16 protein-coding genes are annotated in these 21,931 nt (G+C 72.3%); 8 read left to right on the top strand and 8 right to left on the bottom strand.

What is annotated here, in order from left to right; translation table 11 throughout:
- Positions 1-2: 2 nt before the first annotated feature.
- The gene (locus FHR36_RS07075) at positions 3-1,553 is read right to left on the bottom strand and encodes a GMC family oxidoreductase (RefSeq protein WP_253794892.1); all 1,551 of its coding nucleotides are present in this window, start codon (positions 1,551-1,553) and stop codon (positions 3-5) included.
- Positions 1,554-1,854: 301 nt separating this feature from the next.
- On the opposite strand from FHR36_RS07075, the gene FHR36_RS07070 reads away from it, so the two are divergent.
- From FHR36_RS07070 to FHR36_RS07050, 5 genes are read left to right on the top strand one after another with little or no spacing between them, the layout of a single operon-like run.
- Positions 1,855-3,780: a CRTAC1 family protein gene (locus FHR36_RS07070; RefSeq protein WP_253794890.1), complete on the top strand. Its 1,926-nt coding sequence runs from the start codon at positions 1,855-1,857 to the stop codon at positions 3,778-3,780.
- Positions 3,777-4,784, top strand: coding sequence for an enediyne biosynthesis protein (locus FHR36_RS07065; protein ID WP_253794888.1), 1,008 nt, complete (start codon positions 3,777-3,779; stop codon positions 4,782-4,784). Before FHR36_RS07070 ends, FHR36_RS07065 begins: the two co-directional genes overlap by 4 nt.
- A complete protein-coding gene (locus tag FHR36_RS07060; protein WP_253794886.1) occupies positions 4,781-10,627 on the top strand; it encodes a type I polyketide synthase in 5,847 nt (1,948 codons plus the stop codon). The genes FHR36_RS07065 and FHR36_RS07060 overlap by 4 nt, the downstream gene beginning before the upstream one ends.
- Before the next feature lie 2 nt (positions 10,628-10,629).
- Positions 10,630-11,097 (top strand): acyl-CoA thioesterase, encoded by a 468-nt coding sequence (locus FHR36_RS07055; RefSeq protein WP_253794884.1) that lies wholly within the window; start codon positions 10,630-10,632, stop codon positions 11,095-11,097.
- Between the two features lie 3 nt (positions 11,098-11,100).
- Positions 11,101-11,643 carry a flavin reductase family protein gene (locus FHR36_RS07050; protein WP_253794882.1) on the top strand — a complete coding sequence of 181 codons (543 nt, stop codon included), beginning with the start codon at positions 11,101-11,103 and terminating at the stop codon, positions 11,641-11,643.
- Positions 11,644-11,724: 81 nt separating this feature from the next.
- On the opposite strand, the gene FHR36_RS07045 is transcribed toward FHR36_RS07050, so the two are convergent.
- Positions 11,725-13,008, bottom strand: a complete 1,284-nt coding sequence (locus tag FHR36_RS07045; protein WP_253796672.1) for a cytochrome P450 — start codon at positions 13,006-13,008, stop codon at positions 11,725-11,727.
- Positions 13,009-13,133: 125 nt separating this feature from the next.
- Positions 13,134-14,114 (bottom strand): DUF1702 family protein, encoded by a 981-nt coding sequence (locus FHR36_RS07040; RefSeq protein ID WP_253794880.1) that lies wholly within the window; start codon positions 14,112-14,114, stop codon positions 13,134-13,136.
- A 183-nt stretch (positions 14,115-14,297) separates the two neighbouring features.
- Between FHR36_RS07040 and FHR36_RS07035 the strand changes: the two genes are divergently transcribed.
- Complete coding sequence (locus FHR36_RS07035) at positions 14,298-15,236, top strand: hypothetical protein (RefSeq protein WP_253794878.1); 939 nt, start codon at positions 14,298-14,300, stop codon at positions 15,234-15,236.
- Positions 15,237-15,277: 41 nt separating this feature from the next.
- Here the strand turns inward: FHR36_RS07035 and FHR36_RS07030 are convergent, their stop codons facing one another.
- On the bottom strand, positions 15,278-15,919 hold the full coding sequence (locus tag FHR36_RS07030; RefSeq protein WP_253794876.1) for a TetR/AcrR family transcriptional regulator: 642 nt from the start codon (positions 15,917-15,919) through the stop codon (positions 15,278-15,280).
- Between the two features lie 76 nt (positions 15,920-15,995).
- On the opposite strand from FHR36_RS07030, the gene FHR36_RS07025 reads away from it, so the two are divergent.
- Entirely contained in the window at positions 15,996-17,372 is a 1,377-nt protein-coding gene (locus FHR36_RS07025) for a carotenoid oxygenase family protein (RefSeq protein WP_253794874.1), read from the top strand.
- A gap of 81 nt (positions 17,373-17,453) precedes the next feature.
- Positions 17,454-18,296: a helix-turn-helix transcriptional regulator gene (locus tag FHR36_RS07020; RefSeq protein WP_253794872.1), complete on the top strand. Its 843-nt coding sequence runs from the start codon at positions 17,454-17,456 to the stop codon at positions 18,294-18,296.
- Here FHR36_RS07020 and FHR36_RS07015 read toward each other — a convergent pair.
- From FHR36_RS07015 to FHR36_RS07000, 4 genes are all read right to left on the bottom strand, one after another.
- A complete protein-coding gene (locus FHR36_RS07015; protein ID WP_253794870.1) occupies positions 18,191-18,886 on the bottom strand; it encodes a maleylpyruvate isomerase family mycothiol-dependent enzyme in 696 nt (231 codons plus the stop codon). The genes FHR36_RS07020 and FHR36_RS07015 overlap by 106 nt on opposite strands.
- Before the next feature lie 46 nt (positions 18,887-18,932).
- Positions 18,933-19,982 carry an SDR family NAD(P)-dependent oxidoreductase gene (locus tag FHR36_RS07010; RefSeq protein WP_253794868.1) on the bottom strand — a complete coding sequence of 350 codons (1,050 nt, stop codon included), beginning with the start codon at positions 19,980-19,982 and terminating at the stop codon, positions 18,933-18,935.
- Positions 19,983-20,016: 34 nt separating this feature from the next.
- Positions 20,017-21,288, bottom strand: a complete 1,272-nt coding sequence (locus FHR36_RS07005; protein WP_253794866.1) for an ABC1 kinase family protein — start codon at positions 21,286-21,288, stop codon at positions 20,017-20,019.
- A 165-nt stretch (positions 21,289-21,453) separates the two neighbouring features.
- On the bottom strand, positions 21,454-21,930 hold the full coding sequence (locus FHR36_RS07000; protein WP_253794865.1) for a (2Fe-2S)-binding protein: 477 nt from the start codon (positions 21,928-21,930) through the stop codon (positions 21,454-21,456).
- Position 21,931 lies beyond the last annotated feature (1 nt).

Here is a 21,931-nt window from a genome sequence, read left to right as displayed (position 1 = left end):
GGTCAGCCGGCCCGCAGCCAGTCGGCGAGCCGCTCGCCGATCATGGTCGAGGTGAGGTTGGTGTTGCAGTTGACGATCTCCGGCATGACCGAGGCGTCGCCCAGGTAGAGGCCCTCGGTGCCGTGCACCCGCAGGAACTCGTCCACCACGGCGCCCTCGTCCTCGGCGCGGCCCATCCGGGCGGTGCCCACCGGGTGGTAGGCGCTGTCCAGGCTGACCTTGACGTACTGCCGGATCATGTCCTCGTTCTCGATCAGGCGGTCGTTGAGGACGATGAACTCCTCGCCCAGGTCACGGATGCCCGGGTGGTTGACCAGCTCCCAGCAGGTCCGGATCGCCTCGACCATCTTCTCCACGTCCCGCTCGGTGGCGAGGAAGTTGAGGTCGATGGCGGGGGCCGCGGACGGGTCGGTGGAATTCAGCCGAAGCCGGCCGCGCGACTCGCACTTCTGGTCGACCACCATCACGCCGAGGATGACGTTGGCGCCGGAGAGCATCTGCAGATCCGGGAAGAGCGTCAGGTCGAAGTGGTTGACCATGTAGTACTGCAGGTCGTTGAAGTGGTCGGAGCCCTTCGCGGTGGTGCGGACCATGGTCTGCAGGAAGGGGTCGGTGCGCTCGATCGCGCCGGGCTTCGGCCGCATGAAGATGCCGGAGCGCGGGTGGTCGATCAGGTTGCCGCCCACGCCGGGCCGGTCGGCCAGCACGTCGATGCCGAGCCGGCGCAGGTCCTCGGCCGGGCCGATGCCCGAACGCATCAGGATGGTCGGCGAGTTGGTCGCACCAGCGGCCAGCACCACGCGGCGGGCGCGGATCTCCTCGGGCGCGCCGCCGTTCGCGGCGGCCAGCACGCCGACCGCCCGGTTGCCCTCGAAGAGCACCCGGTCCACCAGGACCCCGGAGTGGATGGTCAGGTTGGCCCGTCCGCGCACCTCGGGGGTGAGGAAGGCGAGCGCCGCGTTGACCCGGACCTCGCGGTCCCGGCGGTTGGACGGAATCGGCCCGATTCCGGTGGCCTCCGGGTGATTGTGGTCGGTCACTTCGGGGAAGCCTGCAGCGAGGCTCGAGTCGACGAAGGCCTGCTGGGCCGCGGTCAGCTCCTCCTGGCGCCAGCGCCGGATCGGGACCGGCCCCCCGGCACCGTGCAGTTCGGTGCCGCCCAGGTCGAGATCGTCCTCAAGCTTCCGGTAATAGGGAAGGACCTTGTTCCAGGTCCATTCCGGATTTCCGGCCTCCGCCCATTCCTCGAAGTTCTCGGGCACGCCGCGGAGTGCGATCGTCGCACCGACCGAAGAAGATCCGCCGGACACCTTTCCGCGCGGAAAGAGAATCCTCCGGCCGTCGCTGATCTCCGCCCGGAACTTCCAGTCGTGGGCACTCAGCGACATCGCGTTGCCGTTGCGGATGTCGTCCGGCAGGTCCTCCACCTGCGCGAAGTCCGGGCCGGCCTCCAGCAGCAGCACCTTGCGGGCTGGGTCCTCGGTGAGCCGTGCGGCGAGCGCCGCGCCGGCAGAGCCTGATCCGACAACGATGTCGTCGTAAGTCTGCGCCATGGAACGTCCTCGGTGTCACGGAATCGGATAGGGACTTGTCGAAGAGCTTCACAGCCGGCTGCCCGAGTGTCTTCTCCGAGCGTGCTCAACCCATGACTCAGGCATGGGACAGCCGGTGGGCAAGATGAGAGAAGCAACCCCCCGGCCGTTGTTCCATGCTCAAAAAGTCCGTCCCTGATCAGACTTGATCAGACAATTTGAGCCAACCAGATCCATCACAATGTTATTCCTACGCGGAGAGGGGATTGTGTTGCATCGCGATCGAATTAGGCGGCTCATTCCGGGGGTTGCGACGGTGGTGGTGGCCACATCACTGTTCTTCGCGGTCCGGAGCCAGGCCGCGCTGGCCGACGGCGACGAAATCGCCACCCAGTACGGCTTCCAGGAGATGCCCATCGCCATGCCGCCGGGCTACGACACCCAGCCGATGAACTCGGTCCGGGTGGTCAACCCGTCGTACGCCAAGATCCGGTCCTGGGTCTCGTCGGTCGGCGCGTCCGTCGCCATCAACGACCTGACCGGGCACGGGCTCGCCGACGGCATGTGCATCGTCGACACCCGAACCGACCAGGTCGTGGTGACGTACACGCCGACCGCGCGCCAGGCCGACCGGTTCACACCGTTCGTGCTGGACGGCGCGCCGCTGCCGATGGACAGAACCATGGCACCCACCGGCTGCACGCCCGGCGACTTCAACGGCGACGGCCGCACCGACCTGCTGGTCACCTACTGGGGCCGCACCCCGGTGCTGTTCATGGCCAAGGCCGGCGCCACCGAGCTCTCGCCGAGCTCGTACGTGCCGCGCGAGGTGGTGCCCTCGCAGTCGCTGGACGGGAAGTACCACGGCCCGCGTTGGAACACCGACGCCGCGTACGTCGGCGACCTGGACGGCAGCGGCCACCCGTCCATCGTGATCGGCAACTACTTCCCCGACTCGGACGTGCTCGACCCCGGCGGCCTGAACAACGTGCAGATGAACAACTCGCTGTCCAGCGCGAAGAACGCGGGTGGCGACCACGTGCTGCGCTGGGCCAAATCGACCACCGGCACCGAGCCGGACGCCATGTTCGTGGAGGAGCGGGACGCCATCCCGTTCGACGCCTCCACCGGCTGGACGCTGGCCATCGCCGGCGCCGACCTGACCGGTGAGGGCCTGCCCTCGCTGTACATCGCCAACGACTTCGGCCACGCCCACCTGCTGTACAACCGCTCGACCCCGGGACACATCAAGTTCTCCGAGGCGACCGGCCAGCGGGACGCGACCACGCCGAAGTCCTTCGTCCTCGGCAAGGGCTCGTTCAAGGGCATGGGCGTCGACTTCGCCGACGTCGACCACAACGGCAGCTTCGACATGATGGTCAGCAACATCACCGAGGCCTGGGGCCTGGAGGAGTCCAACTTCCTCTGGATCAACCGGGCCAAGGACGACGCCGACATGAAGCGCCAACTGCAGGACGACGTGGCGCCGTTCACCCAGGAGGCGCGCGAGAACGGCGTGGCGTGGACCGGCTGGGGCTGGGACGCCAAGATGGCGGACTTCAACAACAGCGGCAACCTGTCCATCCTGCAGGCCGACGGCTTCGTCAAGGGCGACATCGACCGCTGGCCGTGGCTGCAGGAGATGGCCATGACCAACGACGACCTGCTCTCCAACCCGATGATGTGGCCGAACGTCCAGCCCGGTGACGACCTGGCCGGCGACGACGAACTGGCCTTCTACGCCCGCACCAAGGGCGGCACCTTCGCCAACATCAGCAAGCAGCTGGGCCTCGCGGTGCCGACCCCGACCCGCGCCATCGCGATGGGCGACACCACCGGCTCCGGCCTGCTCGACCTCGCGATCGCCCGGCAGTGGGGCCCGCCGGCCTTCTACGCCAACAAGGCGCCCAACCCGGGTCACTACCTCGACCTCAACCTGTACCGGCCGACCGGCGAGAGCGACGCCGGCAAGGGCCTGACCAACATCGGCGCGCCCGCCTACGGCGCCACCGTCAAGGTCACCACGCCCAAGGGCACCCAGATCTCCCAGCTCGACGGCGGCAGCGGCCACGGCGGCTTCCGCAGCTTCAACGTGCACTTCGGCCTCGCCGACCAGGCCGGTCCGGCCTCGGTGATGCTCTGCTGGCGCGACGCCACCGGCGGGATGCACGAGAAGACCCTGGAGATGAAGCCCGGTACCCACTCGCTCGTACTGACCAGCGACGTCCAGGAGGTTCCGAGCCGATGAGCGCCCCCGTCATCGCCGCCGCGAAGCCCGCGGCCGCCAAGCAGTCGTCCGCCAAGGACCCGCGCTACCTGGCACTGCGCAACTTCGCCATCTCCATCTCCGTCTTCAACATCTTCGGCTACACCCTGCTCGGCTTCGAGCAGCCGTGGCTGTGGCCGATCCTCGCCGTGCTCACCGCCTACACCACCGAGATCGTCTTCGAGCTGGTCAGCGCCTGGGCGCAGCGCCGCACCCCGCGCTTCCTGGGCAACGGCGCCCGCGGCATGTACGAGTTCCTGCTGCCCTCGCACATCACCGCGCTGGCCGCCAACATGCTGCTCTACTGCAACGACCTGCTGCTGCCGGTGCTGTTCGCCACCTTCGTCGGCGTGGCCGGCAAGCACGCCCTGCAGGCGCCGGTCGCCGGCCGGATGCGGCACTTCATGAACCCGTCCAACTTCGGCATCACGGTCACCCTGGTCTGCTTCGGCTCCTGGGTCTCCATCGCCCCGCCGTACGAGTTCACCGAGAACGCCAACACCTTCTTCCGGGTGGGCATCCCGCTGATCATCGTCACCTCGGGCACCGTGATCAACGCGATGCTGACCAAGAAGGTCCCGCTGATCGTCGGCTGGCTGGGCGCCTTCGTGATCCAGGCCCTCATCCGGCACTGGGTCTGGGACGTGGCGATCTTCTCGGCGCTCGGCCCGATGAGCGGTGTGGCTTTCGTGCTCTTCACCAACTACATGATCAGCGACCCGGGCACCACGCCGTCCAAGGGCAAGAACCAGTTCATGTTCGGCTCCTGGGTGGCCATGGTCTACGGCGTGCTGATGCTGTTCAACGTGGTGTACACCCTGTTCTTCGCGGTCACCGTGGTCTGCGGTCTGCGCGGCGCCGGCTGGTGGGTCGCCCACTGGATCCAGCGCTCGAAGCAGAAGCAGGACGGCGGCCGCACCCTCGGCGACGGCATCGCGGCCGAGCTCGGCAAGCAGACCGGCAGCACCGAGGCGGTGGCGGCGTGACCGCGAACAAGCCCCCGAGAATCGCCGTCGTCGGCATCGCCGCGCGCTACCCCGACGCCGACTCGCACGACGAGCTGTGGCGCAACGTGCTGGCCGGCCGGCGGGCCTTCCGCAGGCTGCCCGACGAGCGGATGCGGGCCGAGGACTACTACGACCCGGACCCGGCCGCGCCGGACAAGTTCTACTCCCCCAAGGCCGCGGTGATCGAGGGGTTCGAGTTCGACCGGGTCAAGCACCGGATCGCCGGATCCACCTTCCGCGCCACCGACATGACGCACTGGCTGGCACTGGACACCGCCGCCCGCGCGCTGGAGGACGCCGGCTTCCCGCTCGGCGAGGGCCTGGCCGACTCCAACACCGGTGTCATCATCGGCAACACGCTCACCGGCGAGTTCAGCCGGGCCAACCTGATGCGGCTGCGCTGGCCGTACGTGCGCCGCACGGTCGGCGCCGCGCTGCGCGAGCAGGGCTGGGACGACGCGGCGCTGGCCGCGTTCCTGGACGGCCTGGAGGAGCGCTACAAGAGCCCGTTCCCGCCGATCGGCGAGGACAGCCTGGCCGGCGGCCTGGCCAACACCATCGCCGGCCGGATCTGCAACCACTTCGACTTCAAGGGCGGCGGCTTCACCGTCGACGGCGCCTGCTCGTCCTCGCTGCTGTCGGTGGCCACCGCGTGCGACGCGCTGGCCGACGGCCGGATGGACGTCGCGATCGCCGGCGGCGTGGACCTGTCCATCGACCCGTTCGAGGTGATCGGCTTCGCCAAGACCGGCGCGCTGGCCACCGGCGAGATGAAGGTCTACGACAAGGGCTCCAACGGCTTCTGGCCCGGCGAGGGCTGCGGCATGCTGGTGCTGATGCGCGACGAGGACGCCGTCGCCCAGGGCCGGTTCCGGTACGCCTCGGTGGCCGGCTGGGGCTACTCCTCGGACGGCAAGGGCGGCATCACCCGCCCGGAGGCCAGCGGTCACCGCCTGGCGCTCCAGCGGGCGTACGCCCGGGCCGGGTTCGGCATCGAGACGGTCTCCTACTTCGAGGGCCACGGCACCGGCACCGCGGTCGGCGACGCCACCGAGCTGCGCGCCTTCTCCGAGGCCCGCCGGGCCGCCGACCCGGACGCCGCGCCCGCCGCGATCTCCACCGTCAAGGGCAACTTCGGCCACACCAAGGGCGCGGCCGGCGTGGCCGGTCTGATCAAGGCCGTGCTGGCGGTCCGCCACCAGGTGATCCCGCCGGCCACCAGCCACCACGACCCGCACCAGGAGCTGACCGGCGAGAAGCCCGCCCTGCGGGTGCCCGGCGAGGCCGAGCTGTGGCCGTCCGGCGCCCCGATCCGGGCCGGCGTCTCCTCGATGGGCTTCGGCGGCATCAACGCGCACGTGGTGGTCGAGCACGCCGACGGCGTCCGCAAGGAGGACGTCGGCCGGACCACCCGCAAGCTGGTCGCCTCCCGGCAGGACGTCGAGCTGCTGCTGGTCGACGCGGACGGCATGGCCGAGCTGCGTGGCAAGGTCACCAAGCTGGCCGCGCTGACCCCGCGGCTGTCCTTCGCCGAACTCGGCGACCTGGCCGCCACCCTGCAGGGCGAGCTGGCCGCCCGGCCGATCCGGGCCGCGGTGGTCGCCGCAACCCCCGAGCAGGCCGAGCAGCGCTTCACCAAGCTGCTCACCCTGCTGGACTCCGGCGCCCGCTCGGTGCTGGACACCGCCGGCGGGGTCTTCCTCGGCAACGCCGCGCTGACTCCGCGGATCGGCTTCCTGTTCCCCGGCCAGGGCGCCGGGCGGCGCGGCGACGGCGGCGCGATCCGGCAGCGTTTCGCCTCGGTGGACGAGCTGTACCGCACCCACGCCCAGCCCACCGAGGGCGACCTGGTGGCCACCGCGGTGGCCCAGCCCCGGATCGTCACCTCCTCGGTGGCGGGCCTGCGGGTGCTCTCCGCGCTCGGCATCGAGGCGGTCGGCGCGGCCGGCCACAGCCTGGGCGAGGTCACCGCGCTGCACTGGGCCGGTGCGATGGACGAGGCCGCGCTGCTGCGGATCGCCAGCGTGCGCGGGCAGGTCATGGCCGAGGCCAGCGACGGCGGCGGCACGATGGCCGGCATCGCGGCCGAGGCCGCCCTGGTCGAGCCGCTGATGGCGGGCGAGCCGGTGGTGATCGCCGGCTACAACAGCCCGTCCCAGACGGTGATCTCCGGCCCGGTGGCCGCGGTCGAGCGGGTCTGCGCCAAGGCGGCCCGGCTGGGCTACGGCACCGCCCGGATCAACGTCTCGCACGCCTTCCACTCCGAGGCGGTCGCCCCCGCCGCCGAGGGCTTCGGCCGGCACCTGGCGACCGAGACCTTCGCCCCGCTCGCCCGCCGGATGCTCTCCACCGTCACCGGCGGCGAGCTGGCGGCCGACGTGGACGTCGTGCAGCTGCTCACCCGGCAGGTGCTCGACCCGGTGCGCTTCGCCGAGGCGGTGGAGCACCTGGCGGCCGACGCCGACCTGCTGATCGAGGTCGGCCCGGGCAAGGTGCTGCGCGGACTCGCGGCCGAGATCGCACCGGCGGTGCCGACCGTCTCGCTGGAGGCCGACAGCGGCTCGCTGGCCGGTCTGCTGACCGCGGTGGCGGCGGCGTACACGCTGGGCGCGCCGGTCGAGCACGGTGAGCTGTTCCGCGACCGGTTCACCCGGCCGCTGCCGCTGGACAAGGAGTTCCGCTTCTTCGCCAGCCCCGCCGAGTCGGTCCCGGAGGGCGACTTCTCCTTCGCCGGGGTCGAGCGCGCCGAGAAGCCGAAGCCGGTGGCCGTCGCGGCCGCTGCGCCGGCTCCCGCCGCGTCCGGGGCGAGCAGCCTCCAGGTGCTGCTGCGGCTGGCCGCGGAGCGGGCCGAGCTGCCGCTGGACGCGGTCAACCCGGACAGCAACCCGCTGGACGAGCTGCACCTGAGCTCCATCACGGTCGGCCAGGTGATGAACCAGGCCGCCCAGGAGCTGGGCATCTCCGCCCCGATGGTGACCTCCGCGTTCGCCACCTCGACGATCGCCGAACTCGCGCGCCTGCTGGACGAGTTGTCCGAGACGGCGACCGGCGGCGAGGACGCGCCGCGGATCGCGGCCGGGGTCCGCCCGTGGGTGCGGGCGTTCGCCGTGGACCTGGTGGAGGCCGCCCCGGGCGCCGCCACCGCGACCACCGGCGGCGACTGGCAGCTGTTCACCACCGACCACCACCCGCTGGCCGGGGCGCTGCATCACGCGCTGGGCCGGGCCGGGCTCGGCGGCGGCGTGCTGCTCTGCCTGCCGCGGGCCTGCGACGAGGAGCACGCGGCGCTGATGCTGTCCGCCGCGCGGGCCGCGCTCGGCCGGGCCGCCAAGGGCACCCGGTTCGTCGCGGTCGGCGACCGGCGGGGCGCCGCGGGTCTGGCCAAGACCCTGCACCTGGAGGCCCCGGAGGTCACCACCACCCTGGTGACGGTGCCGCTGCCGGAGGACCTCCCGGTGGAGCGGGCCACCGAGCTGGCCGCCCTGATCACCGCGGACGTCGCGGCGACCAGCGGGTTCAGCGAGGTCCACCACGGCGTCGACGGGGTGCGCCGGGTGCCGGTGCTGCGTCCGCTGCCGGCCGAGGCCCGCACCGGCGGGCCGTCCGCGCTGGGCCTCGGGGACGTCCTGCTGGTCACCGGCGGCGGCAAGGGCATCACCGCCGAGTGCGCCCTGGAACTCGGCCTGGAGACCGGCGCCGCGATCGGCCTGCTGGGCCGCTCCGACCCGGCCGACGACCGGGAGCTGGCGGCCAACCTGGAGCGGATGGCGGCCGCCGGCCTGTCCTTCCACTACGCCCGGGCGGACGTCACCTCGGCCGACGAGGTGAAGGCCGCCGTGGCCGGGATCCGCGCCGCGCTCGGCCCGGTCACCGCCGTGCTGCACGGCGCCGGCCGCAACGAGCCGCACGCGCTGACCAACCTGGACGAGTCCTCGTTCCGGCGCACCCTGGCCACCAAGATCACCGGTCTGGAGACCGTGCTGGCCGCGGTCGACCCGGCCGAGCTGCGCCTGCTGGTCACCTTCGGCTCGATCATCGGCCGGGCCGGCCTGCGCGGCGAGGCGGACTACGCCACCGCCAACGACTGGCTGACCGACCTGACCCGCAAGGTCCAGGAGGACTACCCCGACTGCCGGTGCCTGGCGCTGGAGTGGTCGGTGTGGTCCGGGGCCGGCATGGGCGAGCGGCTCGGCGTCCTGGAGGCGCTGATCCGCGACGGCATCGAGCCGATCCCGACCGAGGAGGGCGTGGCCCTGCTCAAGCGGCTGCTGGCCGACCCCGAGGCGCCCACCGCGATGGTGGTGATGGGCCGGGCCGGCGGACTGCCGACCCTCGCCCTGGAGCAGCGCGAACTGCCGCTGCTGCGCTTCCTGGACCGGCCGCAGGCGTTCTACCCGGGCGTCGAACTGGTCGTCGACACCGACCTGTCGGCGGCGGGCGACCCGTACCTGTCGGACCACCTGCTCGACGGGGACCTGCTCTTCCCCGCCGTGCTGGGCATGGAGGCGATGGCGCAGGCCGGTGCGGCGGTCACCGGGCTCACCGGTACGCCGGTGCTGGAGGACATGGAGTTCCTGCGGCCGATCGTCGTCCCGGTCTCCGGTTCCACCACCGTCCGGGTGGCGGTGCTGGCCACCGACGCCACCACGGTCAGGGCGGTGATCCGCTCCAGCGACACCGGCTTCCAGGCGGACCACTTCCGGGCCACCCTGCGCTACGACCGCCCGGCGCCCGAGGACGGCGCCCCGCGGCCGGTGGCCGAGGACGCCCCGCGCCTGGGCCTGGACCCGGCCCGGGACCTGTACGGTCCGGTGCTGTTCCAGGGCGGCCGGTTCCAGCGGCTGCTGGGCTACCGGGAGTTGGCGGCCAAGGGCTGCGTCGCGGAGGTCGCCGCGGTGCCGACCACGGGCTGGTTCGCCGGGTACCTGCCGGCCGAGCTGCTGCTGGCCGACCCGGGCACCCGGGACGCGATGATGCACTCGATCCAGTGCTGCGTCCCGGACGCCACCCTGCTGCCGGTCAGCGTCGAGCGGCTGTACCTGGCCGACCCGACGGCGGTCCGCGCCGAGAAGCAGGTCACCCTGCACGCCGTCGAGCGGTCCAAGGTCAACGACACCTACCTGTACGACCTCGACGTGCGCGACCAGGACGGTGTGCTGGTCGAGCGCTGGGAGGGCCTGAAGCTGCAGGCGGTGCGCAAGCTGGACGGCGCCGGCCCGTGGCAGCCCGAGCTGCTGGGCGCGTTCCTGGAGCGGCGGGCCGAGACGGTGCTGAACGCGCCGGTGCGCTGCGTCGTCCTGCCGGACGGCGAGGAGCCCGCACTGGGCGTCCGGGCGCGCCGGGAGCGGACCGCCGAGGCGGTCGGCTGGGCGCTCGGCGGACCCGCCGAGGTGCGCTACCGGCCGGACGGTCGGCCGGAGGTGACCGGTCGTACGGTCTCCTCCTCGCACGGCGCCGGCGTCACCTTCGCGGTGCTCGGCCGGGACGCGGCGGTCGCCGGTGACGTGGAGACCGTCGAGGCCCGCTCGGAGGCGGACTGGACCGGGCTGCTGGGCCAGGACGGCCTGGCGCTGGCCCGGCTGGTCGCCGCCGAGCAGGGTGAGGTGCTGGACCAGGCCGCGACCCGGGTCTGGGGAGCGGTGGAGTGCCTGCGCAAGAACGGGCGGGCGCTCGCGGACCTGACGGTGGCCGACGTGCCGGACACCCCGGCGCGCTGGGTGGTGCTGCGCTCCGGCGGTGCGCTGGTGGCGACCTTCCCGACGGCCCTGCTGGGTGTCGACGAACCGGTGGTGTTCGCCGTGATGTCGCAGTCCGAGGAGTGAGAATGCAGCCCTACTACGAGTACCGCCACCTGGTCGGCTTCGAGGAGACCAACCTGGTCGGCAACGTCTACTACGTCAACTACCTTCGCTGGCAGGGCCGGTGCCGGGAGATGTTCCTGCGGGAGCTCTCGCCGGAGGTGCTGGAGGACATCCGCGGCGACCTGAAGCTGTTCACCCTCAAGGTGGACTGCGAGTTCTTCGCCGAGATCACCGCGTTCGACCAGCTCTCCATCCGGATGCGGCTGGAGGACCTGACCCAGACCCAGATCGGGTTCAGCTTCGACTACGTCAAGCTGACCCCGGAGGGCGGCGAGGAGCTGGTCGCCAAGGGCCGGCAGCGGGTGGCGTGCATGCGCGGCCCGAACACCAACACCCGGCCCACCCGCGTCCCCGAGGGGCTGCGGCTGGCGCTGGAACCGTACGCGAGTGCCCGGCCCGGGCAGCGCGTCCCTGTCCCGAGCGAGGCGTAGCCGATGACCTCCATCGACAGAATCCCGCCGGTCCGCTCGGTCCTCGACCGGCTGCCGCGGACCCACGACCGGACCGAACTGCGCGGCGTGCTGGGCCGATTCGCCACCGGGGTCACCGTGGTGACCGCCGGGCGGACCGAGCCCCGCGGGATGACCGCCAACGCGTTCACCTCGGTCTCCCTGGACCCGGCGCTGATCCTGATCTGCGTGCTGCGCACCGCGGCCGTGCACGAGGCCATCGTGGCCGAGGGCGCGTTCGCCGTCTCGGTGCTCGGCAGCAGCCAGGAGAAGGCGGCCCGGCACTTCGCCAACCACCAGCGCCCGCGCGGGCCCGAGGAGTTCGAGTCGGTCGAGACGGTGCGCGGCCGGCACACCGGGGCGCCGCTGCTTGTGGGTGCCCAGGCCTGGCTGGAGTGCTCGGTGGCGGCCGAGTACGACGGCGCCGACCACTCCATCTTCCTCGGCTCGGTGCTCGACCTTGGCCGTGAGCCGGCCGACGACCCGCTGCTGTACTTCGGCGGCGGCTTCCAGCGCCTGGCCGGCTAGCCGCCGGCCGACCGACTGGCGCGAACCACCGAGGAGCCCCCCGGCCGACCGGCCGGGGGGCTCCTTGGTTGCCGCTGGGCGTCAGACCGAGTGGACGGTCATCGGCAGCCCGCCGCGCACCCGCAGGGTGAGCATCGGCTCCGGCGTCGGCACCCAGCCCGGGGCCTTGGCCAGTCGCAGCTCGCGCACCACCAGGGCGATCACCACGGTGGCCTCCAGCAGGCCGAGGCTGCTGCCCACGCAGTACCGCGGGCCCGCGCCGAACGGCAGGTAGGCGTAGCGGTTGCGCTCCCGCTCGCGGCCCGGGGCGAAGCGCTCGGGATCGAAGCGGTCCGGCGCCGCCCAGAACTCGGGGTGGCGGTGCAGGGTGTACGGGCAGATCAGCACCTCGGCGCCGGCCGGGACGTGGAAGCCGCCGATCTCGTCCTCCTGCTGGGCCTTGCGGGGCAGGATCCACACCGGCGGGTAGAGCCGCATGACCTCCTGGAGCACCATCGTGGTGTAGGTGAGCCGGTGCAGGTCGGCGGTGGTGGGCAGGCGGTCGCCGAGCACGTCCACCACCTCGTCGTGGACCCGTTCCCAGACCAGCGGGTGCTGGTCGAGGAGGTAGAAGGTCCAGCTGAGGGTGGAGGCCGTGGTCTCGTGGCCGGCCAGCAGCAGGGTGACCAGTTCGTCGCGCATCCGCTGCCGGCGGACCGTCTCGTCGGGTTCGGCGTCGAGCGCGTCGACCAGGCGGGAGAGCACGTCGTCGCCGTGCTCGGTGGGGTGGGCGCCGCGCTCGGCGGCCAGCGCGGCGACGATCCGCTCCAGGTCGTCCCGGGCGGTCCGGAAGCGGCGCTGCTGGGGCAGCGGCACCCAGGCCGGGACGGCGGAGAGCGACATCATCTCGAAGATGGCCTGGTCCTGGACCACCTCGAAGGAGTGCCCGATCGAGTCGTAGGCGCTCAGGTCGGCGTCCAGCAGGGTGCGGCCGAGGATGCCGAGGGTCAGCTCGGTCATCGCGTCGCGGACGTCGACCGGCCCGGTGCCCTCGCGGGCCCTGAGCCGGGCGACCAGCTTCGCCGCCTCCTCGGCGACCGCCTCGGTCTGCCGGGCGATCCGGCGGGGCTGGAAGACCGGCTGAATGACCTTGCGCTGGGCCTTCCAGAGGTCGCCCTCGCTGGTCAGCAGCCCGTCGCCGAGGGCGCGGCGGGCGTGCACCAGGCCGATGCCCTTGTGGTAGTTGGCGGCGTTGTCGACCAGCACCCGGCGGGCGTGGTCGGGGTGGTTGAAGAAGAACAGCGTCTTCGGGCCGAGCGGCAGCCGCACCGCGTCGCCGTACTTGAGCGCGGCGGCGGTCATCACCGAGAGCCGGTCGCGGGCCATCCGGGCGAGCAGGGCCGGGGTGCGGCTGCGCGACGGGCCGGGCGGCAGGCGCTTGGCGGACGACGCCGGCGAGGGCGCGGGCGCCGGGTCGCGGTCGGCCCGGCCAGGGGCGAGGTCGGGGGCGCTCACGCGTCGACCCCGCGGTGCTCGGCGAGCTGCTCGGCGATCCGGCGGCGCCACTGCTCGTACGCGGGCACCTCGCCGTCGACGACCGGGCGGGGGCGCAGGGTGTCGCAGAGGACGGCGACCTCGGCCGGGCTCATCCCGCAGAAGAAGCCGGCGGCGAGCTCGGTGTGCGGGACGGTCAGGCCCGCCTCGACCCGGGCGGTGGCGGCGAAGGCGGAGGCCTGGGCGACCTGCGGGGCGTACTTTCCGGCCCGCTTCCAGAGCACCTCCAGCTCGGACTCGTCGCCGCCGCCGGCGTAGGTGGCGGCCAGGCCCGAGCCGCTGTACAGGTCGGGACGGCGCTCCTCGGGGAAGCGGTCGATCATGTCCGCCACCACGGTGGGGTCGGAGCCGCCGACGAACCACATGGCCCGGCCGATGCCCTGGTCGAGCGCCCGGTCGGCGTACCAGGCCGGACCGCCCACCGGCCAGGGGAAGTTCGGCTCCCGGTACTGCTGGTGGACGTACTTCGCGGTCTTGAAGAAGGCCTGGTGGAATCCGTAGCCGTCCAGCACCAGCCAGCGCAGCAGCGGGTCGGGCGGGGTGACGGCGGCCCACCGGAACCGGGGCAACCGGGCCATCGCCCAGCCGACTCCGACGTACACCATGTAACTGTGGTGGCGGCCGCGGCCGTTCAGCAGCTGTTCGACCCGGCGGTTGCCGCCGCCGGGCAGGCCGTCGAGCATGGCGAAGCCCATCGCGGCGCCCTCGTAGGCGAAGCCGCGGAACTGGTGCGGAACGGTCTCCAGCCGCTCCTCCGCGTCCGCGACGGTGCGCGCCTCGACCGCGTACGCATAGCCGGTGAGAAAGGTCGAGCCGACGGTCTCGAGGAGTTTCGTCGATTCCGGGCTCTTGTCGTGGAAACCGCGGACCGAGACTTTCGTGTGCGAGAAATCGGGGGTCAGAATTCGGCGCCGGAGCGCACGCCAAGAACCCGCCATCGTTTCCTCCAGGGGTCGCGCTGCCGAATTGGACGCAGCTGTCCGACTCAAATCGTCGGCCCTGAGCCGAATGGACACCTACTTCCAACGTGCCCCGCGCGGAGCACGACGGAAGAAGACCGGCCACCCCGCGGCCCCCAAGACTCTTGCCGTCCCGCCCCCGATCGAAGGAGTCCGGTACCCGTGAGTGCCGTTCCCATGACCGACCTGGCCGTCGCCGCGCCGACCCGCCGCCGCTGGCCGCTGATCGTGCTCTCCACGCTCTTCGGCGTGTTCCTGTCGTACGCCTGGTCCGCGAAGCTGGTCGACGACGAGATCGGCTTCAACACCGCCAACGCGCTGCTCGGCCACGACGCGCACAAGACCCCGATCGCGGGCATCGCCACCGGTGTGCTGTTCGCGTTCGTCTCGGGCCTGGCCGGCTCGTTCACCGCGTGCAACATCGCGGTGTTCGGCGCGGTCGGGCCGCTGGTCGGGCAGGAGGCCTCCCGCTCGCAGCGCTTCCTGCAGACCGTCAAGCCGCTCGGCTGGCTGGCGGCCGGCATGATCCCGGTGTCGGCCGCGTACGGCGCCCTGGTCGGCATCGTGGGCACCCGGATGCCGCAGTTCTCCACCGCCGCGAGCAAGGCCGGCACCATCTCGCCGCGGTCCGCCCAGTCGATGATCGCGTTCGGCCTGATCGCGCTGGTGATGATCGTGCTGGGCCTGGCCTCGGCCGGGGTGGTGAAGGACCCGCTGGGCCCGCTCACCCGGCGTTTCCCGAACGCCCGGATGGTGGTGCTGGGCGCGCTGGTCGGCGGCTTCCTGATCGGCCGCCCGTACCCGCTGTTCCGCGACCTGTTCCGGCACGCCGCCTCCACCCACAACCCGCTGTACGGCGCGTTCGCGTTCAGCCTGCAGTCGATCGGCAACATCCTGGTGATGGCGGTGCTGGTGCTGCTGCTGGCGTACGGCACCGGCGGGCGGCTGCAGCGCTGGATGGCGGCCAAGCCGGGCCGGACGGCGGCGGTGACGGCCGCGGCCTTCCTGATCGCCGGCGTCTTCACGCTGATCTACTGGGACGTCAAGGTGCTCGGGCGCCTCGGGTACATCTGGTTCCCGACCGCCCCGTGGAACGCCTGACCGGTACCACCCCGCGACGGCGGGCCCGGGCGCTGCGGCGCTCAGGCCCGCCGTTCGCGTGCGGCGGCCAGGGAGGTCCGGGCGGCGGCCGGTTCGTCGCCGGCGCCGATCAGCATGCCGCAGACCTGGGCCTCGAAGCAGGTGTCGGCGTCGTACGGGCCGATCAGGTAGCCGCCGAGCTCCAGGGTGACCAGGCCGTGCAGCTGGATCCAGAGCTGGTGGGCGACCAGGTAGGCGTCGCCGGGGTCGAGCCGGTCCACCTCCATGGCCCGGGCCACCGCCTTGACCAGGGTCTCCAGGGTGTAGCGGCCGTGCTGGCGGTCGTCGTCGGTGAGTGCGAAGCCGCCGAGGCTGGAGCCGCCGAACATCACGGTGTAGAGGTTGTGGTGCTCCACCGCGTTGTGCCGGTAGGCCCAGCCGAGCACCGCGATGTCGGCGATCGGGTCGTCGGTCTCGGCGACTTCGGTGAGCCTGCGGTTGAGGTAGCCGAAGCCCTCCCGCACCATCGCCCGGACCAGGTCGTCCTTGCCGCCGAAGTGGGTGTAGACGGCCATCGTCGAGGTGCCGACCTCGGCCGCCAGCCGTCGGGTGGACAGCGCCTTCGGACCCTCCTCGGCGAGCAACCTGGCTGCTGCCTCGACGAGTTGGGCCCCGAGTCGGGGGTCGATCTGACGTGGGCTCACCCTTGACATCCTCTCACGGCGCTGCCAACCTAAACACAACAGTGTTATATAACGACGGTATGCGAGGGCGGAGAAGATGCTCACCCACCGGACCCATGGCACGTCGCACCTGCTCACTGCCGGGTACCGCCCGGTCACCGAGGAACTCACCGTCCACGGCCTGCCCGTCCTGGGGCAGCTGCCCGTCGAGCTCGACGGCACCCTGCTGCGGATCGGCGCCAACCCGCTCGGCGCGCACGACCCGGCCCTCGACCACGCCTTCGCCGGCGACGCCATGGTGCACGGCCTGCGGCTGCGCGGCGGGCGCGCCGAGTGGTACCGCAACCGCTGGCTGCGCACCGACCGCGTCACCCGCGCACTCGGCGAACTCCCCACCCCCGGCCCGCGGAACGGCCTCGGCGACAACACCAACGCCGGCCTGGTCCGACACGCCGGTCGCACCCTCGCCCTCGGCGGCGGCGGCGCGCTGCCGGTGCAGCTGAGCGGCGAACTGGACAGCGTGGCCCGGATCGACTTCGACGGCACCCTCCCCGGCGGCTTCGGCGCCCAGCCGGTCGGCGACCCGCTCACCGGCGAGCTGCACGCCCTCGCCTACGACCACCGCTCCCCCCATCTGACCCACGTCACCGTGGACGCGCTCGGCAAGGTCCGCCGGGCCGAACCGATCACCGTCAAGGGCACCCCGATGGTGCACGCCTTCTCGCTCACCGACCGCCACGCCGTCGTCTACGACCTCCCGGTCGTCTTCGACCCGCGCGAGGCCGCGGCCGGCTCGCGGGTGCCCTACCGCTGGGACGACAACCACGGCGCCCGGCTCGGCATCCTGCCCCGCGACGGCGGCGACGCCGACGTGCTGTGGCTGGAGATCGACCCCTGCTACGTCTTCCACGCCGTCAACGCCTTCGAGCGCGGCCGCCACACCGTGATCGACGTGATCCGCCACGAGCGGGCCTTCGACCGCGACCCGCTGCACCCCACCGAGTCCACCCCGACCCTGTGGCGGTGGACCGTCGACCGCCTCTCCGGCACCGTCCAGGAGGAGCAACTCGACGGCCGTACGCAGGAGTTCCCGCGGATCGACGACCGGTACGCGGGCTCGCCGTACCGCTGGGCCTTCACCGTGGGCCTGCGGGAGGGCCAGGGCGCCGCACTGGCCGGTCCCCGTCTGCTCCGCCACGACCTGCACACCGGCCGCACCGACGAGCACCGGCTGGCCCCCGGACGGGAGGCCGGGCGGGCCGCCTTCGTCCCGCGCGGACCGCTCGCCCCGGAGGGCGACGGCTGGCTGCTGACCATCGCCCACGACGCCGCCAGCGGCCACGGTGAGCTGGTCGTGGTGGACACCGCCGACTTCACCGGACCGCCGGTCGCCGTGGTCCCGCTCCCGGCCCGCGTCCCGCACGGCTTCCAGACCCACTGGATCGCCGACTGGCCTTCCGCTACTCACTGTTGAGTACGCGTCACCGAATCGCTAGGCTCCTCGGAATCGCGACACAGAACGACATTCGCCTACCCAAGGGAATGGAGAGCTGTAATGCAAGAGGCAGTCGAGCGAGCCATCGCCACCATGTGGCACCGGTACGACGAACCGCTGACCCTGGCCGACATAGCAGACACCGCGATCCTCAGCAAGTTCTACTTCTCGCGAGTTTTCCGCACGCTGACCGGGACCTCGCCGAGTCGATTTCTCGCCGCCGTAAGACTCTGTATGGCGAAAAAACTCCTCCTCGAAACCTCCGAGAGCGTCACCGACATCTCCTTCCGGGTCGGCTACAACAGCCTCGGCACCTTCACCAGCCGTTTCACCCGCAGCGTGGGCGTGCCGCCCGCCCGGTTCCGGATGATGTCCGAACTCGGCATGTCGGCGCTGCCCCGGGCGCTGCGGCCGAGCGGGCCGCCGGCGCACCGGGGCGGGACGTACGGCGAGGTGTCGGTGCCCGACACGGACCTGCCGATCCGCATCTACGTGGCCGCGTTCAAGGAGTCGATCCCGGAGGGCCAGCCCAGGTCCTGCGACGTCCTGGAGGAGCCGGGGGCGTTCCGGCTGGCCGGCTTACCCGACGGGCAGTGGTTCGTCCGGGTCGCGGTCGTCCCGAGCCGGCCGATCGAGCCCAGACCCTGGGTCAGGCAGCCGCTGTTCATCGGCGCGACCCGGGAACCCGTGGTGATCCGGAACGGCGCGCCGGTCGAGACCGACATCCTGACCCGCCCCTTCTGCGCCTTCGACATCCCGATCCTGCTGGCCCTGCCGGAACTCGACGGCCGGCCCTCCTACCCCGCGAACGGGCTCTCGGTGGCCGCCTCCGGCACCTGGAACGGGCCCCAGGTGAACGCCGCCGACCAGGTCGCCGGCTCACCCTTCCAGTCCAGGGCGTAGATCTGCTCCAGGGTCCGACGCCCCGTCAGCATCCGCAGCAAGTCGTGCCGGTGTCCCCGCACGGTTCCGGCCGGCTCCCCGTCCCCCGAGACCCACGAGGCCCCGTCGGTCTCCAGCCGCAGTGCCGGCAGCCCGTGCGACCGCACCGACAGTCCCAGGCCCAGCGTGAGCAGGTCGAGCGCGATCGGGTACGAGGGATGGTCGGCGGGCACGGGCTCGCCGAGCACGTTCCGGATGTCCACCTCGTGCGAGAAGGCGTCCATCACCAGGATCGAGTGCTGCAGCTTGTACGGCTCCTCCAGCCGCTTGCGGGTGCCCTCGTCCAGCGTGGCCCAGTCCGCGAACAGCTCGTCCACCCGGCGCCCGGACGGTTCGGAGGGGATCTCCCACAGCGGGATCTCCGTGCCGTGGACCATTCTCCGGTTGACCGAGACCAGGTGGTTGAGGATGTCGACCATCCGCCAGTCCGGACAGGCCGGCACGCCCAGACCCGGCGCGCCGGGGTGGGCGGTGAACAGCTCCCGCAGCGTCTGGCGCGTGGTGCGGTAGGCGGCGTGGTGGGGGACCTTCTCCCACAGGGCCGTGGACATGGGGATCTCCTCGAAGCTCGGATGCCGGACGGTCGGCCGGCACCGCTCAGGACGGGCCGACTCCGACGTCGGCCAATGGCCGTGCCGCGAGCCCGGCCTGACGATTGGTCAGCAGGTGTCGGCCGTGCAGCCAGCGCACCGTGTCGCCGATGCTCTCGACCAGCGGCCGCGGCTCCACCCCGCCGGTGGACTCGCCCTCGGCCACCGGCGCGGCGGCCGAGCAGATGTAGACCGCGCCGTACTCGGCGGGGATGTGCCAGGGCCAGACCCGCTGCACCAGGCCCACCAGCCGGCCGACCGGCAGCATGGTCACCGCCGGCAGGAACAGCGCCGGCAGCCGCCGCCCGGTGGCCGCGGAGACCTCCGCGAGGTAGCCGCGGGTGGTCAGGTACCGGCCGGGCCCGAAATGCCGGCCGGTCGGTTCCCCGGAGCCCAGCAGCAGGCGGGCGTGCAGCCGCGCGGTGTCCCGGACGTCGCCGAGCGGGAAGCCGCCCAGCGGCCACATCGGCATCAGCCCGCGCAGTTCGTTGCGCAGCCGGGCGTTCTGGTCGCCCAGGTTCGGGTCGTCCGGGCCGATCAGCGCGGGCGGGTAGGTCACCGCCACCGGGGCGCCCTCGGCCTGGAACCGGCGGGCCACCTGCTCCGCCTCGGCCTTGCTGGCCATGTACGCCTCGCGCGGCCGGCCGACCGGGGAGTCGGCGGTCACCGCGGCGTCCGCCGAGGGGTAGAGCGCGGCGACGCTGGAGACGTACACGATCCGCTCGACGCCGGCCCGGACCGCCGCGTCCAGCACCAGTTCGGTGCCCAGCACGTTGGTGCGGCGCAGCTCCGGGTAGCGCCGGGTGTCGAAGGAGTAGACCGAGGCGGCGTGCAGCACGGCGTCCGTACCGCGCACCGCCGCCTCGACCCGGGAGCGGTCGGTGACGTCGCCGGCCACCGTCTCGACGGCGTCGGCGGGAACGCCGAGCGGGGTGAGCGCGCGCTCCACCCGGCGCGGATCGCGGGCCAGCACCCGTACCCGGGCGCCCTCCCGGACCAGCGCGGCCACCGTGTGCGCGCCGACGAACCCGGTGCCACCCGTCACGCAGACCAGCATGGTCCCTCTCCTCTCGGTCGTGTCGCGCTCGATGTCAACTCGCGTGCTCGGAAGGCCCCATGGTGCGCATCAGGATCGGCACCGCCTCGCCCTGGAAGTCCACCCCCGGGTCGAAGCTGTGGATCATGCCCTCGATCACCAGCAGCGAGAGCAGCGGGAAGGCGAACTCGGCCGCCGCGTAGATCCCGTACCGGCGCTGCAGCTTGAACAGGCGCGGGGCGAACGCGGCCAGGTTGAACTCGCCCGCCACCACCTTGGCCGACTCCCCGACCAGCTCCTCCACGGCCGCGACGAAGCCTGCCCGGTCGAAGCCCTCGGGCACCTTGGCCGCGCTCTCGATGACGATCTCGGCGCAGCGCCGGCCCTGCCCGAAGGCCATGTTCATGAAGAAGCCGCCGAAGTGCCGGCGCACCCGGTCGGGCAGCGGGACCACGAAGCCGGCGTCCAGGATCACCACCTCGCCCTTGGCGTTCAGCCGCAGGTTGCCGGGGTGCAGGTCGCAGTGGACCAGGCCGTCGACGAAGAGCATCCGGTAGACCGTGTGCAGCACCCGGCGCATCGCGTCCCGGCGCTCCTCGGCGGTGTACGGCTCGGGGGTGAAGTCCCGCAGGTCGTCCAGGTACTCCATGACCAGCACCTGCTCGCGGGAGTACTCGGCGTACGGCTCGGGCAGCCGCACCCCGGACGCGTCGGCCAGGTTGGCGCGCAGCCGCTCCAGCGAGGCCCGCTCGGCGGCCAGGTCGGCCTGGGTCAGGACGGCGGTGCCGATCTGGCCGAGCATCTCCTCCGCGGGCAGCTTGCGCAGGCCCGGCACCAGCCGGGTGGTGCCGGCCATCGCGCCGGCCAGCCGGAAGTCGCTGCGCATCAGCGGGACGATCCCGGGCCGGCGGACCTTCACCGCGGCCACCCGTCCGTCGGACAGCTCCGCGCGGTGGACGGTGGCGATCGAGCCGCTGCCCACCGGCTCCCAGTCGAACTCCCGGAACGGCCACCGCTCGGCCGGCCCGTACGCCTCGGTCAGCGTCGCGGCGACCGCCTCGCGGGGTGGGGCGGGCACCGTGTCGGTCAGCGTGCCCAGCCGGTCGCACAGCCGGTCCGAGAGCAGATCCCGCCGGGTGCTGAGCAGTTGGCCGACCTTGATGTAGAAGGGACCGAGCTCGTCGAGCATCGCCGGGGCCGCCCCGGCGAGCCGGTCCAAGACCGTTCCGCCGCGGGACACCAGGGCCCCGCCGAGGTGTCGCACCGCCACCGAGCCGATCCGCGCCGCCCGGCGCCCCAGCCCCGCGCTTCCCGCTTCCGCGCCCATGAAGTCCGCCCCCTCGTGTCCGTTGCCCGTCCGTGGATGAGGTACCGACCAGCCCTACAGATGATCAGCAACCGGGCACCGCAGGGGCTTCTCCCAACGTGCCCGGTCCCCTCGGACGGTCCGGAACAGGCGTTTCGGGGTGGTTCGGAGCGGGAGGCGGAGGGGTCAGTACCGCTTCGCGGCCGCCGTGATGGCCTCCCGGATCCGGTGGTAGGTGCCGCAGCGGCAGATGTTGCGGATCTCGTCCAGGTCCGCCTCGCCGATCTCCCGGCCCGCCTCCCTGGCCTGCCGGACCTTGGCCACCGCCGCCATGATCTGCCCCGGCTGGCAGTAGCCGCACTGCGCGACGTCGAACTCCAGCCACGCCTCCTGCATCGGGTGCAGCTCGGCGCCGACGGTGGCCGGCAGTCCCTCGATGGTGGTGACCTCGTCACCCGGCGCGAGCTCCCCCACCGGGACGCAGCACGGGGTGAACGCCCGGCCGTTGAGGTGGCTGGTGCACGCCTGGCAGACGCCCAGCCCGCAGCCGTACTTGGGTCCGGTGACGCCGAGGACGTCGCGCAGCACCCACAGCAGGCGCACGTCGTCCTCGATGTCGACGGTGACCCGCTCGCCGTTGAGGATGAAAGTGTGTTCGGGCACG

This window comes from Kitasatospora cinereorecta (assembly GCF_024172095.1).
GTDB classification, from domain to species: domain Bacteria; phylum Actinomycetota; class Actinomycetes; order Streptomycetales; family Streptomycetaceae; genus Kitasatospora; species Kitasatospora cinereorecta.
Note: the sequence above shows the minus strand (reverse complement) of the source record. Positions and strands in the feature narration are given on the sequence as shown.